Below are 15,467 nucleotides of genomic sequence, written 5' to 3'. Positions count from 1 at the left end.
CCCCCCCCCGGGGGGCCCCCCCCCCCCCCCCCCGCCCCGCCGCGGGGGGGGGGGGGGGTGGGCGGGCGGACGGGGCCGGTGCGGACTCGCCCCGGCCCGGCGCGGACGCCGCCTCCCCCACGCCCGCCCCTTCGGAGCCGGCCGACTCCTCTTCCCCTTCCCCTTCTTCTTCCCCTTCCGGGAAACCGCTGCCGAAGGGCCCGCTGACCGGCCGGACCGTGGTGATCGACCCGGGACACAATCCGGGCAACCGCGACCACACCCGGGAGATCAACGAGCAGGTCGACATCGGCACCGGCCGCAAGGAGTGCGATACGACCGGTACGTCCACGAACGACGGTTACGCGGAGGCCCGGTTCACCCTGGACGTCTCCCACCGGCTGCGCACCCTGCTGGAGGCAGAGGGCGCCCGGGTCCGGCTGACGCACGACGCGGACCGGCCGTTCGGGCCGTGCATCGACGAGCGGGCCCGGATCGGGAACGAGGCGAAGGCCGACGCGGTCGTCTCGGTGCACGCCGACGGATCGGCGGTGGGCAACCGGGGCTTCCATGTGATCCTGCCCGCCGGGGTGAAGGGCGGCGGGGCCGACACCTCGAAGATCGTGAAGAGTTCGGCCGATCTCGGCGCGAGGATCGCGGGACACTTCGTCCGCACGACCGGAAGCGCGCCTTCCAATTACATCGGCGGAAATACCGGTCTGGACACGCGTAATGATCTCGGCGGACTGAATCTGTCGACCGTGCCCAAGGTGTTCGTGGAATGCGGCAACATGCGTGATCCCGAGGACGCCGCCCTGCTCACCAGCGCGAGTTGGCGGCAGAAGGCGGCCCAAGGGCTGGCTGACGGCATCAGTAGCTACTTGAAGGGGTAGTTCTGCGGTGAAATTGGGGGGATAACCGCTCATGATCCGGGCTCGGACACAACCCGCCCGGGCAGACGATAGATTCATCCGTACGATGGGGAGCCGCTCCCGAGCTTCGAGCCGCACCGGCGGCAGCGACGACCGCCCCGACGAGACGACCGACTAAGGACCTTCACGTGAATATCCGATCCCTCACACGAGGCGACGGCGTGGTGATCGGAGCAGCGGTCGTGCTGTTCATCGCCTCTTTCCTCGACTTCTCCAGCTACGACTGCCCGCAGGGTGTCGACTGCTCCCGGTTCGACAGCCCGAACGCCTGGGACGCGCTCGGCATCCTGATGAGCGTCTACCTCGCCGGCGTCATCGCGGCGGCGCTGGTGATCGTCAGCCGTGCACTGCCGGGCCGCAAGGTCGTCGGGCTCGACCTCGGCCAGTTCGGCGTTGCGCTCACCGTGTTCGCCGTGTGGACCGCCTTCTGGACGATCCTCGACATCAGCAACGCCGGGGCCGGCCTGATCCTCGGCCTGCTCGCCACCATCGTGCTCGCCGGCGCCGCGATCGCCGGACCGCTGGTGCCCTTCCTCAAGGCCCCGCTGCTCAGCCCGGCCTCCCCGGCGCAGGGCGTGCAGGGCGGGCAGCCCCCGTACGGCGCGCAGCCCGGCCAGGGCTACGGCTTCCCGGGCGGCCAGCAGCAGCCGTACGGTGCCCAGCCGAACCAGGGTTACGGTTACCCGGGCGCGCCCCAGCAGGGCCAGCCCGCCCAGGCCGACCCGGCGCAGGCACAGGCGCAGCAGGCCCAGGCCCACGCCCAGCAGCCTTCGCAGGGCGGCGCGGCTCCGGCGGGCGACTTCACCCCGTTCTGGTTCGCCGTTCCGGTGGCGCGCCCGCTGTACGGCGAGGACGGTTCGCCGAACCCGATCGCCGAGCTGGCGCCGGGCACCTGGTACCTCGCGGTGGAGCAGCGCGGCCAGAGCCTCATCGCCCAGACGCAGGACGGCCGTCGTGGCGTCCTCCAGGACACCACGGGCATCCAGCGCGGCTGATCCCGTAGGTACAACGCCGCGGCCCCTCGCCCTTCCGGGCGGGGGGCCGTTGTCGTACAGTCCAAGCCGCACCCAACGCACCTGACACTTCATCAGCCATGGCTGGAGGGAACGGAATGCGGCTCGGACTCGCGCTCGGATACTGGGGCCGCGGCCCGGACCCCGGCCAGCTCGCCCTGGTCCAGGAGGCGGAGCGGATCGGCTACGACTCGGTGTGGACTGCGGAGGCCTGGGGCTCGGACGCCTTCACACCGCTGACCTGGATCGCCGCCCACACCTCGCGGATCCGGCTGGGCACCGGCATCGTGCAGATGGCGGCCCGTACGCCCACCGCGACGGCCATGCACGCGCTGACCCTGGACCATCTCTCCGGCGGCCGGATGCTGCTCGGCCTCGGTCTGTCGGGGCCGCAGGTGGTGGAGGGGTGGTACGGGCGGCCGTTCCCGAAGAGCCCGCTGACCGCGACCCGCGAGTACGTCGAGGTGATCCGGCAGGTGCTGGCGCGGCAGGGACCGGTCGAACTGGCGGGCCGCTTCCACTCCCACCCGTACGACGGTCCGGACGCCACCGGGCTCGGCAAGCCGCTGAAGCCGATCACCCATCCGCTGCGGGCCTCGCTCCCGGTCCTGCTGGGCGCGGAGGGCCCCAAGAACATCGCGCAGACGGTGGCGATCGCGGACGGCTGGCTGCCGCTGTACTGGTCCCCGCTGCGCACCGACGTCTACGACGCCTCGCTCACCGGCCTCCGGGACGGTTTCATGATCGCGCCGATGGCCCGCGCGCACGTCTGCGACGACGTGGCCGAGGGCCTGTGGCCGGTGAAGGCGATGCTCGGCTTCTACATCGGCGGAATGGGCCACGCGGCCCGCAACTTCCACGCCGACCTGATGGCCCGCATGGGGTTCGAGGAGGAGGCCCGGCGGATCCAGGAGCTGTTCCTCCAGGGCCACAAGGAGGAGGCGGTACGGGCGGTGCCGGACGCGTTCGCCGACGAGATCTCGCTGATCGGACCGCGCGCCCGGATCGCGGAGCGGCTGGAGCTGTGGCGCACGGGGCCGGTGACGGATCTGCTGGTCACCGCCCCGGACCCGCACACGCTACGGGTCCTGGCGGAACTCAACGCCTAGAAGCGGCAGTTCAGCCGAACGAGGAGCGGTCCAGCCAGAATTCCAGCAGGGCCGCGTCACCGAGCACCTCCACGCGCGAACTGGTGGGCTCCAGACGGCGGTTGAAGACGAGCAGGAGATCGGTGAGCGAGCCGCGCAGCGCGACAGTGGCCTTCTCGTGCGCGTGCCGCCAGGTGAAGCGGTCATCGCCGAACTCGATCAGCCACTCCGCGCCGGGCACGTCGGTGGCGTGCAGATGCAACGAGCGTCCGCCGCCCCGCAGTTCCGCCGCCTCCGGGTCGCCTTCCTCCTGGGCCAGGGAGACGATGCCCAGCCACTCGTCGATGGTGTCGGCGGCCACCTCGGCGTCCACCTCGTACGGGACACGGGCGGCGAGCGCCGCGTCCGCCCGGTGCACGGCCGTCTCATGCGTCATACGGCGCGCCCAGAAGGCCGTACGCTGCTCGGTCACCCACGTCCACACCTCGGCCTCCGGCCCGGCCTCCCGCAGCGCGTCGACGGTGGCGGCCGCGCCCTCGGCGAGCCAGGCGTCCAGTGCGGCCGGGTCCTCACTGTCCGGTCCCGCGAAGCCGGGCACCTTCTCCTCCGGGAACTCCTCGGAGGCCCGGGTCCGGACGATCTCACCGACCCAGCGGTGCGCGCCGCCGACATGCACCGCGAGCTCGCGGAGGGTCCAGTCGGGGCAGCTGGGAACGGTCACGCCGAGATCGGCACCGGTCAGCACCGCGCGCAGGGCGTCGGTCTGGGCCAGGATCTCGTCGCAGTAGCGGTCGTAGGAGAGAGACGTCATGCGGCACCCTAACCGGCGGCACCTGGGATGATCATTCCGATATCCGCCGGTCGCCCCGCTCTGCCGCTAACCGGTCAGCTGGGAGGTGGAGGGAACCTTGTCCTCCACCTCGGCGCCCGCGTCCTTGCCCGCGTTCTTGATGCTGTCGATGACGCTCTCGAACGCCCCCACATCACCCTCCCCCGCCTCGCCCTTGCGGAGCTTCGTGCCCAGCTCCTTGAGCGATTCGATCCCCGCAGTCAACGGGGCGACGGCCTTCGACAGCAGCGGGTCGCCCTTGGCGTTCTCCGACGCGGCCTTGAGCCGGTTGTAGGCGAACCCGCCCGCCAGGCCCGCCTTGACGAGGGCGAGGCGGCGCCCCTCCGCGCCCTTCTTGAACGTCCCGGCGCGGTACGGCTTCACGATCCACTGGTACGTCGCCCCCGCCGCCAGCCCCGCGTTGGCGACGAACCGGGTCCTGGCGAGCCGCTGCTTCTCGGCCGAGGCGGATACGGAGACGGAGGGGCTCGCGGCGGCCGAGGCGCTCGCCGCGTTGCCACCCGCGGAGTCCCCGGAGCCGCCGCACGCGGTGATGCCCGTCAGCAGGGAGCAGGACAGCAGCAGCGCCACCAGGGGTCGGCGCAACGGTACGGAACGGGGCACGGCGGGGCCTCCTGACCGAGAGTGACGAATCTCGACACTCCCGCCCAGACTCACCCGTTCCTCAGGAGGCGGCCACCCGGCATGGGCCGTCCGGGTTTCACCCTGCGTAAAGCGGCAACCAGAGTTCCATGTCTCCCAGAACCCGTTCAGGTAGCAGCTCAGCGGCACGCGTGATAGCCGTCGTGGCCGACATCTTGGCCTTCATCATCATCCTGTGGATCCTGATGTACCTGCTGGACGCCAACCGCGGCAACGACTTCGTGCAGTGGGTGCACGACGCGGCCCGCTGGCTGGCCGGCTGGTCCTACGACCTGTTCACGTTCGACCGCACATGGGCGAACGTCGTCGCCGGTTACGGTCTCGCGGCCGTGGTCTACCTCTTCATCGGGCATGCTGTGGCGGGCCGGATCCGTCGCTGAACCGGCCCCGCCTCAGCGCGAGTTCGCGCGGCAGCAGTCCGGCTCCAGGCCGACCGGCAGCCGCTCGCCCGCGAAGACCGCGGTGGTCGCCTCGTCCCCCCCGAGTGCGGCCACCGCGAGCAGCAGGGAACCCGCCGTCCAGGTGGTCAACTCCTCCGGCCAGACGGCCTTGTTGCCCTCGAAGACGTACCCCGTCCAGTACAGGCCGCCCTCGGCGCGCAGGTGCTGGACGGACTGGAGGATCTCCAGGGACCGGTCCGACTCCCCCGTCACCCAGAGGGCCAGGGCCAGTTCACAGCTCTCGCCGCCGGTGACCCAGGGGTTGGGCAGCACGCAGCGCACCCCGAGGCCGGGGACGACGAAGCGGTCCCAGCCCTCCTGGATGCGGGCGGTGGCCTCGGCCCCGGTGACCGCACCGCCGAGGACCGGGTAGTACCAGTCCATCGAGTAGTGGTTCTTGTCGAGGAAGCGCTCGGGGTGGCTGCGGATCGCGTGCGCCAGCGCCCCGGTCGCCAACTCCCAGTCGGGCTGCGGCTCCTCGCGGCGCTCGGCGATGGCCAGCGCGCAGCGCAGCGCCTGGTGGATCGAGGACGATCCGGTCAGCAGCGCGTCGTTCACCGGGGTGCCGTCGGGCTCCCGCTTCCAGCCGATCTGCCCGCCGGGCTGCTGGAGACGGAGCACGAACTCGACCGCGGCGTAGACCGTGGGCCACATCCGGTCGACGAACGCGTCGTCGCCGGTGGCGAGGTAGTGGTGCCAGACGCCGACGGCCACGTAAGCGCAGAAGTTGCTCTCCAGGCTGCGGTCCGTCGGCTGCTGCGGATCGCCGTCGTGGTAGGCGGCGTACCAGGAGCCGTCGCCGTTCTGGTTGCGCGCGAGCCACTCGTAGGCGCGGGCGGCGGCCTCGTGCTCGCCGGCCGCGTCCAGGGCCATCGCCGCCTCGGTGTGGTCCCAGGGGTCGAGGTGGTGCCCCCGGAACCAGGGCAGCGCCCCGTCCTCCCGCTGTACGGCGGCGATCGCGGCGACCGTCTCGGCGGCCTGAGCCGCCGTCAGGACGCCCGGCAGAACGAGGTGTTCGGTCTGTTCGGGGGTGCTCACGCCTCGGCCTTCGGAAGGTGCGGCTTGGTGGCGTACGCGACGAAGCTCTTGCCGACGACCGGGTTGAGGAGCTGCTCGGCGACCCGGGTCGCGAGCGGCTTCTTCATGATGTCCCAGACCAGCAGCTTGTGGTACGCCCGCACCGGCAGGGCCTTGTCGTTGTCGACGCCGAAGGCGCACTTGAGCCACCAGTACGGCGAGTGCAGGGCGTGCGCGTGGTGGGTGCCGTACGGCTTGAGTCCGGCCTCGCGGATCCGGGCGAGGAGCTGGTCGGCCTTGTAGATGCGGATGTGGCCGCCCTCGACCTCGTGGTACGCGTCGGAGAGCGTCCAGCAGATCTTCTCGGGGCCGTAGCGCGGGACGGTGATCGCTATCCGGCCGCCCGGCTTGAGGACCCGGACCATCTCGGCGAGGACGCCCTTGTCGTCCGGGATGTGCTCCATGACCTCGGAGATGATGACGACGTCGAAGGAGTCGTCGGGGAAGGGCAGGTTGAGGGCGTCGCCCTCCATGGCGGTGGCGGTGGCACCCTCGGGGGCCTCACCGGCCTCCTTCATCGCGGCGAACCACGTGGCGACCTCGCGGATCTCCTCGGCGTTCTGATCGAGGGCGACGACCTGCGCTCCGCGCCGGTAACACTCGAAGGCATGCCGGCCGGCACCGCAGCCCAGGTCGAGCACTCGGTCGCCGGCGGCGAGCGGGAAGCGGGTGAAGTCGACGGTCAGCACGAGGGCCTGCCTTCGAGGTCGGAGGTACGGGTGGTGACGAGCGGGTCCGCGGTCGCCCGGGGGCGCGCGGCCGCCCGGGAGTCCGCGGTCACCTGCGGACTCCGCGGGCGGTGATCGCCTGACGGTACAGCTCGGCCGTTCCGGCGGCCGCCCGGGCCCAGGTGAAGTTGGCCAGCACCCGCTCGCGGCCCGCCGCGCCGAGCCGGGCGCGCAGCTCCGGGTCGGCCAGCAGCCGGGCCAGCGCACCGGCCAGCGCGTCCGGGTCGCCGGGCGCCACCGCGAGGCAGCTCTCCCCGTCGCGGCCGGAGACCTCGGGGATCGCACCGCCGGTGGTGGCGACGAGCGGGGTGCCGGTGGCCATGGCCTCGGCGGCGGGCAGCGAGAAACCCTCGTACAGGGACGGCACGCAGGAGACCTGGGCGCTGCGCACCAGGTCGACCAGCTCGGCGTCGCTGATGCCCTTGACGAACTCGACGGCGTCCGCGAGCCCGTGCCGCTCGATGGCGCGGGCGACCGGCCCGTCCTCGGCGCGCTTGCCGACGACGACGAGGTGGGCGGCGGGGTTCTCGGTACGGAGCTTGGCGAGAGCGTCGACGAGGTGGACGAGGCCCTTGAGGGGGACGTCGGCGCTGGAGGTGGTGACGATGCGTCCTGGCACCTCGGCGACGGAGGGGTCGGGCGACCAGAGGTCGGTGTCGGCGCCGATGTGGACGACGCTGATCCGGTCCTTGCGCACGCCGAGGTCCTCGACGATCTCGTCGCGGGAGGAGCCGGAGACGGTGAGGACGGTGTCCAGCTTGCGGGCGACCCGCTTCTGCATGCGGGTGAAGGCGTACCAGCGGCGTACGGAGGCGCGTCGTCGGCGGCTGGTCGCAGCCGCCAGGTCGAGCCTGCGGTCCACGGTGATGGGGTGGTGGATCGTCGTCACGAGCGGGGCCCCGAGGTCGCCGAGGAGCCCGTAACCGAGGGTCTGGTTGTCGTGGACGACGTCGAACTCACCGCGCCGGGCCAGGAGATGGCGGCGGGCACGGAGGCTGAAGGTGAGCGGTTCGGGGAAGCCGCCGGTCCACATGGTGGCGACCTCGGCGAGGTCGATCCAGTCGCGGTACTCGCCGGGCTTCGGCGTGCGGAAGGGGTCGGGCTGCCGGTAGAGGTCGAGGCTGGGCAGCTCGGTCAGCGGGACGCCCTCGTCGAGCACCGGGTAGGGCTGGGCGCCGATCACCTCGACGCTGTGGCCGAGGCGGGCCAGCTCACGCCCGAGGTGACGGACGTAGACACCCTGGCCACCGCAGAACGGATTGCCCTTGTACGTGAGGAGTGCGATCCGCAACGGCCGGTCGCCGGTCCCGGCGGTGCTGCCGTCGCCCGTGCGGGGGCCTGTCTCTATGGCCTCAGCGGTCACACTCGGCCCCCTTCTGACTGCGTGTTCGCCGGAGCGTAACCGGTCGCGCTAATCTAGAACAAGTTTCAGACTTGGCTGAACAAGTTTCATACTTGATCGCTCGACGTGCATCGAATCTACCGGCAGGTAGCGTCGCCGGAACGGCCGGATCAGGTGATTCGCGCCACGACGGACGCCCCTGGCATGCTGTGCGCGCCCGGACCGCCCGCTTCGCCCGTCCGGGTGGATCAAGCCATGGATCGTGGATCGTGGAACGGGGACAGCATGACCGCGGACGCCAGACCGGCAGCGCCTGCGCTGACCGAGCGCCAGGAGGCCCGTCGCCGCCGCATCCTGCACGCCAGCGCCCAGCTGGCCAGCCGGGGCGGGTTCGAGGCGGTGCAGATGCGGGAGGTGGCCGAGGCCGCCGGGGTCGCGCTGGGCACCCTCTACCGCTACTTCCCGTCCAAGATCCACCTGCTGGTCGCGACCATGCAGGACCAGCTCCAGCACCTGCACACGACGCTCCGCAAGCGCCCCCCGGCAGGCGAGGACGCGGCCCAGCGGGTGGCCGAGACGCTGATGCGCGCCTTCCGCGCCCTGCAGCGCGAACCGCACCTCGCGGACGCCATGGTCCGCGCCCTCACCTTCGCGGACCGCGGCGTGAGCCCCGAGGTGGACACGGTCTCCCGGCTCACCACGGCGATCATCCTAGACGCGATGGGCCTGGAGCATCCGACGCCGGAGCAGCTCTCGGCGGTCCGGGTCATCGAGCACACCTGGCACTCGGCGCTGATCACCTGGCTGTCGGGGCGCGCGTCGATCGCCCAGGTGAAGATCGACATCGAGACGGTCTGCCGGCTCATCGACCTGACGGCGGAGCCGGGGACGGGGACGGCGAGGGAGCAGGACCGGGGCTGAGCGACGGCACGGGGGCCTCGGCGGCTCCCGCGAGTGCCACCACGGCCGCGCGGCGCCGGTCCGTCCACTCGGTCAGCCGGACGTCGTCCCGCCCGGCCTTGAACAACGCCTCCCGCCGGACCCACAACCGCAGCAGCGCCGGACCGGGATCGGGCTCGGCGCAGGCGGCGTCCACCTCGTACTCCGGCAGCAGCCGCCGCAGTACGGAGACGGGCCCCGGCCGACGCGTCAGGGGCTCCACGTCGATCCCGACCGGGCCCGGACCGGCCGCCGCGGCGGCCAGGCCATCGGCGTGACTGAAGCTGACACCCAGCCCGGGGCGGTCCGGAAGATACGGCCGACCGTGCCCGTCCCGCCCGCACCCGGGGCAGCGCTGGGCAGGCTCCACATCCCCCGGCTCCAGCCCGGTGGCCCGGGAGGCACACAGTCGCAGCAGCAGCCGGGCCGCCAGGACGTCGTCGCGCCGACCCGGCACCCGGATGCCCGCAAGCCGACGCCGCTCCCACGGGGCGAGCAGACCCTCGCCCAGCTCGGGGTGGGCCAGCACCTCGGCGGTGGTGGCCACCAGCGCGACAGCGGCCCCGTCCACCCGGCCGGGGCCTGCGCTCACCCGGCCGGGACCTCCGCGCGGCCGGCGGAGCCGAGGAAGCGTTCCTGGACGCGGGCGAGGGTGCGGAAGTCGTCGATGGTGACTTCCTGGAGGTCGATGCTGTCACCGGAGATCTCCTCCAGCAGATCGATGAACTCCAGGAAGTCCATCGAGTCGATGAGGCGGGCTTCGATGAGGTCCTCGTCCACGCCGATCGGGCCGTCGAGGCCGGGGTTCTTCTCGTGGAGCCACGCTGAGACCTGGTCCATGGGGAAATCGCTCCTCTTGCTGTTCTGGTGACCGAACCGTTCCGGCGGCCGACGGACGGGGGGGAGGTCAGGAACCGGTGACGGCTGCCCGGAGCCGCTCCAGGGCCTGTTCGGCCGTGCCGTGGGCGAGGATCATCGCGTGCACCCAGCGCTCGACGCCGAAGGCGACGCAGGAGCTGTACGCGGGCCCGTGGGAGCCGGCCCGGATGCCGAGCCGCTCGCCGAAGAAGTTGCGGTGCCGGTTGACGGAAGCGATGGCCGTACCGTCGGGGGCGCTGTACTCGTACTTGACCGGGTCCAGTGCCATCAGGCGGGCCCGCGATCCCCCGTTGTCGTAGAAGGGGTCGTCGGCCGCCGCCCGGGTCAGGGTCAGGCCGAGCCGCCCGGCCACCTCCTGGACGAACTCTCCGCCGAGCGCCTGGTGTTCGGTGGCCCCGTCCTTGGTGCCGAGATAGAGCACCTCACGCATGTGGAACCCCCACAGGCGGCGCAGGCCGTCGTAGTGGGTCTCGTTGCGGAAGCACCGGCCGGACGCCGAGAGCCGCAGCCCATCCTCGCCGACGTCCTCGCCCTCCAGGGAGAGCAGCAGGCCGTAACAGGTCGCGGACGGCAGCACATGGCCGGTCGGGTGCAGCGGGAGATCCTGGGGCGAGCCGCCGGAGGCCAGCCCGTCGAGCGCATCCGGGCCGAACCGCCCTGCGGAGACGCCGAGATGGGGGAAGTTGCGGAAGAAGTCCAGCCGCGCCAGCCCGTCGACGGACAGCAGGGGCGGCCCCAGAACCTCGGGGGCGGAGAGCCGCGCGGCCAGACCGGTCAGCAGATCGTCCAGCCCCCGCAGCAGAGCGGTGCGGACCGGGTCCAGCGTGATCAGCCCGGCGCCGGGACTCTTCAGCTCGACACCAGGAAGGGCCGTGATGCTGGATGTGTTCATCGAACCGCGTCTTTCTCGGTGTGGGCCGGCCACACAGGGCACCCACCGGATGTACGGGCCGCATCGCCGTGGCGTCGACGGCCCCGAGCAGGGCCGTCACCGGCCGGAGCACAGGCGGGAAAAACGGGTTGACAGCCCGTCACGAACCCGACCGCGCTCTTGGACACTAGGCCCGCCACTCGCTTGTTGTCTAGACCAAAGATGCCGAACGGCGGGTATCGGTTCCATGGCCGCCGGACACGGGACGCCACCCCATATCCCCATATGTGCCAGCCACTTGACAGTCCGGGCGGTCTGGACCAATCCTGCTGATCGACGTGGTCGCGGCTCCTCCCACCACGGCACTGCCATCCGTCCCGCCGTCCGCGGCGACCCCGCTCCCCCGGGGTCGCCGCACGGCCGGCCGAGGAGAACAACCTGCCATGAACCTCATGACGACACCCGCCCCTCGCCGTCGGCCCCGCCTGCACCGCGCGGCCTCCGACATCCCGTACTTCAGCGCGGACGGCGAGGCCTACCTCGCGCAGACCGCCCTGCGGGAGCTCGACAAGTCACGTCCGCTGCGGGTGCTGTCCGAGGAGGACTTCGCCCACTGGCAGAGTTACGGCTACGTCATCGTCCGCGAGGCGATACCGGCGGCAACGGCCCGGCAGCTGCTGGACTTCACCTGGGAGTTCCAGGGCCTGGACCCCGGGCGGCCGGAGAGCTGGTACGAGGACCGGCCGCTGCGCTCCGAGCTGGACCAGCAACTGCACATCTACGGCTTCGTCGAGGCCTACCACCACCAACTCCTCTGGGACAACCGGCAGTCGCAGCGCGTGTACGACGCCTTCGTCGACGTATGGGACTGCGAGGAGCTGTGGGTCACCCTGGACCGGCTCAACCTCAACCCGCCCAACCGGGGCAACCGCGACCGGGCGCTGATCGAGCCGACGGACCGGGGCTTCGACATCGAGCTGCACTGGGACATCGACACCACGCTCGCCGTGCCGCCGCAGCGGGTGCAGGGCATCATCGCGCTCAACGACACCCGGCCGGAGACGGGCGGCTTCCAGTGCTGCCCGGAGCTGTTCCGGCAGTTCGACACCTGGAAGACCGGCCAGCCGGCGGACCGTGATCCGCTGCGCCCCTCCATCGACCGGGACGAACTCCCCGTCGTACGCCCGGATCTGCGCCCCGGCGACCTGCTGATCTGGAACGGTCTGCTGGCCCACGGGGTGGCACGCAACCTCTCCGAGAGCGGAGTGCGGGCCGTGCAGTACCTGTCGATGATGCCCGCGCTGGAGGAGCACGAGCGGCTGCGCAGGTCCCGGGTGGAGTCCTGGCGCCATCTGCGCACCCCGCGCTGGAACCGCACCCTGGTCGGAGACCCGGTGCTGCCCGAGGCCAAGCGCTACCCGACGGCCGAGCTGAACCCGCTGGGCAGCCGGCTGCTGGGGCTGGCCTCCTGGCAGGACCCGGTCGAGGACGACGCCTCCGCCACCCGGAGCGGGGAGTCTTCGTGCGCCGCGTCTGTCTGACCCTGCCCACCCACCGGGCCTGCACGGCCACGATCGAGGCGATCGGCGAGGAAGCGACGTACGGGGCGCAGGAGTTCGGCGTCGAGGTCCACCTCCTGATCCTGGACTCCTCCCCCGCGCCGGTCCTCGCGGAGCACCGGAAGGCGGTGGCCGCGCTGCCCGCCTCCCCCGGCGTGACCGTCCACCACCTCGACGAGGACGAGCAGGGGACTTTCCTGCGCGAGGTGATCGCCCGGTCCGGCGTAACTTCGCCTTCAGCTTCGGCGGACCGGCTGCTGGAGCTGATGCTGCCGTCCCGGGTCTCCTACGGAGCCTGCACCAATCGGGCGTTCCTCATCGCCCAGGCCCTCGGCTGCACGTCCGTGCACCGCCGGGACTCCGACAGCCGCTACCAGCACCTCGACGGCGAACCGGTCTTCCCTCTCCACCAGGAACTCACCTACCTGGGTCAACGGGCTGACGACGTACGGAAGTCGGCGACGCGGAGCAAGCTGCCGCCGGGCTCGGGCGACCGGCGGGTGGCGGTGGCGGGCGGCTCGTTCGTGGGCGAGATGTCGGTGGACGTCGCGGAGATCCGCGACCTCGACCCGGACACGTACGGCGAACTGGTCGGCCTGTCGCTGCCCGAAGGCTCCCCGGAGATCTGGCGCGACCATCTGATCGACGCGTCGTTCCGGGGCGCGGGGAACGGGACGTTCGACGGCGACCACGCCATGCTCGCCCCCATCAGCCCGATGCGCGTGGACATGTGCAACGTGGCGCTGGACCACGAGGTCTACCGCCGGGTGCCACTGCCGCCCGCCACGGACACCATCGGCACCGACTACTTCCTGTTCCACCTCACCCACGACGCCCGGCTGCCCGGCCTCCAGCACAACCGGCACATCGTGAACTTCCATACGGAGGAGCGGCGTACGGACGCGGGCTTCCTCGCGTACCAGGTGCGCTTCGTGAAGTTCCTGCTGGCGAAGACGTACCTGAACACCGTGTACGCGAGGACGGCGGCGGCCGGTGACGCGCTGCTCGACGCGGAGGGCTGCGTCCGGGCGTCCGTGGTCGCCGGTTTCGTCCGGGACAGCGTCGCCCTCGACCGTACGGAGGTCGCCCGCCGCCTCGATCTCGCCCAGGCGGCCTACCGGCGGCTCGGCGGCCGGTACACGACGGTCGCGGACACGCTCGCCGACCGCCGCTCCCGGCTCCTGGACGAGGCCCGGGACGACATGGCCGACTTCGCGCTCCTGATGGACCACTGGGAGGCGCTGGCAGGCGCGAGCGCCGAAGCGGGCCTGGGGCAGGTCCGGGCCGTGAACCGATGAACTCCGCTGTCGGCAAGGACACCATGCACCAGATCCCTCCGCCCCTCACCACGACCACGGTCACCGTCGCCTACGCGGGCGGTGACGAGCGCCGGGGCCCCCTCACCATGGGCCAGGCCAATATGATCCGCTGCATCCTGCGGGACGACCCCACCCACATCAACATCCACGATGTGTGGCCCGTCCCCGAAGGCACCACCTCGGCGGCCGTCATCGACGCCCTGCGCGCCCTGGCCGTACGGCACGAAGGGCTGCGCACCACGTTCCCGCGCCCGGCAGGCTCGGCACCGGTCGACCAAGTCGTTGCTTCGGAGGGAACGTTCACGGTGACCGTGCTGGACCACGCCGAACTCCCCGGCGATCCGGCGACGTACGCGGAGTCGGTGGCACGGGCGGCCCGAGCCGGGCGCTTCGCCCTGGAGCGGGAGTTCCCGCTGCGAATCACCCTGCTCGCCGTGGCCGGACAACCGGCTTACGTGGCACTGGCGTTCAGCCACGCGGTGGCGGACGGCAGCGCGATGGCCATCCTGCGCGAGGAGTTCGCCGAGCTGCTGGCGGGCAAGGAACTGCCGGAGCTGACGTCCCTGCCCCCGGTCGACCTGGCCGCCGTGGAGGCGTCCCCGGCCGGGCTGCGGAAGTCGGAGGCGTCCCTGCGGTACTGGGAGCGGATCCTCCGCACCGCGCCGCAGGAGATGTTCGCGGAGCCGCGCGGCAGGAGGCCGGGAACCGACGAGGAGGCCCGGCAGCTGACGCTCCGCTCCCGCCGGGGCGGCCGGGCGCTCGCCGGGGCGGCCCGCCGCACCGGGCACCCCGAGGCCACCGTGCTCATGGCCGCGTGGTGCGCCCTGGTGGCCCACCGGGCGGGCCAGGACAGCTGTGTCACCGCCGTCCCGAGCGCCAACCGGTTCCACGCGCGGGTCGCGCGTTCGGTGACCACGACGTCCCAGGACGCGCTGCTGCACCTGGACGTCCGGGTGGAGACGTTCGACGCGCTGGTCGCCCGGACGTGGGGCGCGGTACTCAACGCATACCGGCACAGCCAGTTCGACTCCGTACGGCTGTGGGAGATGATCGACCGGGTCACCGCCGAGCGCGGCAGCCACTTCGGCCGGGACGTGGTGTTCAACGATGTCAGCGCCCTGCCCGCCCCGCTCCTGGGCACGGACGCGCAGGACCGCGACGACGCCGAGCACGCCGAGCAGGAGCTGACCTGGGGGCCGCCGCAGACGCTGCCGACCCGGATGCTCGCCTTCACGTACCGGACTGCGCCCCAGCTCCACATCTCCCTGTGGGCAGCCCCCTCGGTCTTCACGCCGGAGGAGGCGGAGGGGTTCCTCGCCGGGCTGGTCCTGCTCCTGGAGGCGGCCGCCGCCGGGGACGTACCGATGGAGGCGCTGGCCGAGGTGACGGGGGTCCGCCCCGCCGAACGCGGGCCCGACTGGCTCCGGGTGGACGGCTGCTGGGTCTCGCCCGACGCCGTGCGCGAGACGCTCGGCCGGGCGGTGGGCGGACTGCCGGTGCGGGTGGCGGAGGAGCCGGCACCGGACGGGACGGCGGACGGGACCGGCGCGGGTGCGGCCGGCTCAGCAGCGGGTGGGCCCGGTGTGGCCCCGCACCTCACGGCGTGCATCGCCCGCGGCGACACCCCGTTGACGCCTGAGGAGGCCCACCGGGCGCTGACCGCCCTCATCCCGGCCGCCGGTTCGGGGGTCCTGGCGCCTCACCGCTACGTACTCGTCGAGGACCCGCCCACCGAGCCGGACCGGAGCGACGCATGGCGTCGGCTGAAGACCATCGATGAAGGGACCGGCAGAAGCCGGCAGGTGTGAC

The 15,467-nt window shown here is 72.0% G+C and carries 16 protein-coding genes; 8 read left to right on the top strand and 8 right to left on the bottom strand.

What is annotated here, in order from left to right; translation table 11 throughout:
• The 3 genes from JS521_RS05005 to JS521_RS04995 all read left to right on the top strand — a co-directional run.
• Nucleotides 1–872, top strand: an 872-nt coding sequence (locus JS521_RS05005) for an N-acetylmuramoyl-L-alanine amidase (RefSeq protein ID WP_205081496.1), incomplete at its 5' end; no start/stop codon positions are given.
• Between the two features lie 167 nt (nt 873–1,039).
• Entirely contained in the window at nt 1,040–1,906 is an 867-nt protein-coding gene (locus JS521_RS05000; RefSeq protein WP_205081495.1) for a DUF5336 domain-containing protein, read from the top strand.
• 116 nt (nt 1,907–2,022) lie between these two features.
• Complete coding sequence (locus JS521_RS04995) at nt 2,023–3,033, top strand: LLM class F420-dependent oxidoreductase (RefSeq protein ID WP_205081494.1); 1,011 nt, start codon at nt 2,023–2,025, stop codon at nt 3,031–3,033.
• Nucleotides 3,034–3,043: 10 nt separating this feature from the next.
• On the opposite strand, the gene JS521_RS04990 is transcribed toward JS521_RS04995, so the two are convergent.
• Both JS521_RS04990 and JS521_RS04985 read right to left on the bottom strand, forming a co-directional pair.
• The gene (locus tag JS521_RS04990) at nt 3,044–3,823 is read right to left on the bottom strand and encodes a maleylpyruvate isomerase family mycothiol-dependent enzyme (protein WP_205081493.1); all 780 of its coding nucleotides are present in this window, start codon (nt 3,821–3,823) and stop codon (nt 3,044–3,046) included.
• A 66-nt stretch (nt 3,824–3,889) separates the two neighbouring features.
• On the bottom strand, nt 3,890–4,465 hold the full coding sequence (locus tag JS521_RS04985; RefSeq protein ID WP_205081492.1) for a hypothetical protein: 576 nt from the start codon (nt 4,463–4,465) through the stop codon (nt 3,890–3,892).
• A gap of 128 nt (nt 4,466–4,593) precedes the next feature.
• On the opposite strand from JS521_RS04985, the gene JS521_RS04980 reads away from it, so the two are divergent.
• Complete coding sequence (locus tag JS521_RS04980; RefSeq protein ID WP_097972477.1) at nt 4,594–4,884, top strand: hypothetical protein; 291 nt, start codon at nt 4,594–4,596, stop codon at nt 4,882–4,884.
• A gap of 12 nt (nt 4,885–4,896) precedes the next feature.
• On the opposite strand, the gene JS521_RS04975 is transcribed toward JS521_RS04980, so the two are convergent.
• The 3 genes from JS521_RS04975 to JS521_RS04965 form a co-directional block, all read right to left on the bottom strand.
• The gene (locus JS521_RS04975) at nt 4,897–5,982 is read right to left on the bottom strand and encodes a prenyltransferase/squalene oxidase repeat-containing protein (RefSeq protein WP_205081491.1); all 1,086 of its coding nucleotides are present in this window, start codon (nt 5,980–5,982) and stop codon (nt 4,897–4,899) included.
• Nucleotides 5,979–6,710, bottom strand: a complete 732-nt coding sequence (locus tag JS521_RS04970; protein WP_205081490.1) for a class I SAM-dependent methyltransferase — start codon at nt 6,708–6,710, stop codon at nt 5,979–5,981. The genes JS521_RS04975 and JS521_RS04970 overlap by 4 nt, the downstream gene beginning before the upstream one ends.
• Before the next feature lie 88 nt (nt 6,711–6,798).
• Entirely contained in the window at nt 6,799–8,112 is a 1,314-nt protein-coding gene (locus JS521_RS04965) for a glycosyltransferase family 4 protein (RefSeq protein WP_205081489.1), read from the bottom strand.
• Nucleotides 8,113–8,376: 264 nt separating this feature from the next.
• Between JS521_RS04965 and JS521_RS04960 the strand changes: the two genes are divergently transcribed.
• Complete coding sequence (locus JS521_RS04960) at nt 8,377–9,012, top strand: TetR family transcriptional regulator (protein WP_205081501.1); 636 nt, start codon at nt 8,377–8,379, stop codon at nt 9,010–9,012.
• On the opposite strand, the gene JS521_RS04955 is transcribed toward JS521_RS04960, so the two are convergent.
• The 3 genes from JS521_RS04955 to JS521_RS04945 form a co-directional block, all read right to left on the bottom strand.
• Nucleotides 8,954–9,622 (bottom strand): 4'-phosphopantetheinyl transferase family protein, encoded by a 669-nt coding sequence (locus tag JS521_RS04955; RefSeq protein WP_205081488.1) that lies wholly within the window; start codon nt 9,620–9,622, stop codon nt 8,954–8,956. The two genes, JS521_RS04960 and JS521_RS04955, sit on opposite strands and share 59 nt — an antisense overlap.
• Nucleotides 9,619–9,870, bottom strand: a complete 252-nt coding sequence (locus tag JS521_RS04950) for an acyl carrier protein (RefSeq protein WP_205081487.1) — start codon at nt 9,868–9,870, stop codon at nt 9,619–9,621. Before JS521_RS04950 ends, JS521_RS04955 begins: the two co-directional genes overlap by 4 nt.
• Nucleotides 9,871–9,937: 67 nt before the next feature.
• Nucleotides 9,938–10,801, bottom strand: a complete 864-nt coding sequence (locus JS521_RS04945) for a class-II aminoacyl-tRNA synthetase family protein (RefSeq protein ID WP_205081486.1) — start codon at nt 10,799–10,801, stop codon at nt 9,938–9,940.
• 422 nt (nt 10,802–11,223) lie between these two features.
• On the opposite strand from JS521_RS04945, the gene JS521_RS04940 reads away from it, so the two are divergent.
• From JS521_RS04940 to JS521_RS04930, 3 genes are read left to right on the top strand one after another with little or no spacing between them, the layout of a single operon-like run.
• On the top strand, nt 11,224–12,321 hold the full coding sequence (locus JS521_RS04940; protein ID WP_239486801.1) for a phytanoyl-CoA dioxygenase family protein: 1,098 nt from the start codon (nt 11,224–11,226) through the stop codon (nt 12,319–12,321).
• Nucleotides 12,303–13,637, top strand: a complete 1,335-nt coding sequence (locus tag JS521_RS04935; RefSeq protein WP_205081485.1) for a DUF6271 family protein — start codon at nt 12,303–12,305, stop codon at nt 13,635–13,637. The genes JS521_RS04940 and JS521_RS04935 overlap by 19 nt, the downstream gene beginning before the upstream one ends.
• Entirely contained in the window at nt 13,634–15,466 is a 1,833-nt protein-coding gene (locus JS521_RS04930) for a condensation domain-containing protein (protein ID WP_205081484.1), read from the top strand. The genes JS521_RS04935 and JS521_RS04930 overlap by 4 nt, the downstream gene beginning before the upstream one ends.
• The last annotated feature ends 1 nt before the right edge of the window (nt 15,467 follow it).

Origin of the sequence: Streptomyces durocortorensis, assembly GCF_016901035.1 — a bacterium.
GTDB classification, from domain to species: domain Bacteria; phylum Actinomycetota; class Actinomycetes; order Streptomycetales; family Streptomycetaceae; genus Streptomyces; species Streptomyces durocortorensis.
The sequence above is the reverse complement of the archived record's forward strand: the minus strand, read 5'-3'. Positions and strand labels throughout refer to the sequence as shown.

Coding starts and splice junctions, on each gene's coding strand:
- JS521_RS04995 (WP_205081494.1), top strand. CDS start 2,023: ATGCGGCTCGGACTCGCGCTCGGATACTGGGGCCGCGGCCCGGACCCC.
- JS521_RS04990 (WP_205081493.1), bottom strand. CDS start 3,823: ATGACGTCTCTCTCCTACGACCGCTACTGCGACGAGATCCTGGCCCAG.
- JS521_RS04980 (WP_097972477.1), top strand. CDS start 4,594: ATGTCTCCCAGAACCCGTTCAGGTAGCAGCTCAGCGGCACGCGTGATA.
- JS521_RS04960 (WP_205081501.1), top strand. CDS start 8,377: ATGACCGCGGACGCCAGACCGGCAGCGCCTGCGCTGACCGAGCGCCAG.
- JS521_RS04950 (WP_205081487.1), bottom strand. CDS start 9,870: ATGGACCAGGTCTCAGCGTGGCTCCACGAGAAGAACCCCGGCCTCGAC.
- JS521_RS04945 (WP_205081486.1), bottom strand. CDS start 10,801: ATGAACACATCCAGCATCACGGCCCTTCCTGGTGTCGAGCTGAAGAGT.
- JS521_RS04940 (WP_239486801.1), top strand. CDS start 11,224: ATGAACCTCATGACGACACCCGCCCCTCGCCGTCGGCCCCGCCTGCAC.
- JS521_RS04930 (WP_205081484.1), top strand. CDS start 13,634: ATGAACTCCGCTGTCGGCAAGGACACCATGCACCAGATCCCTCCGCCC.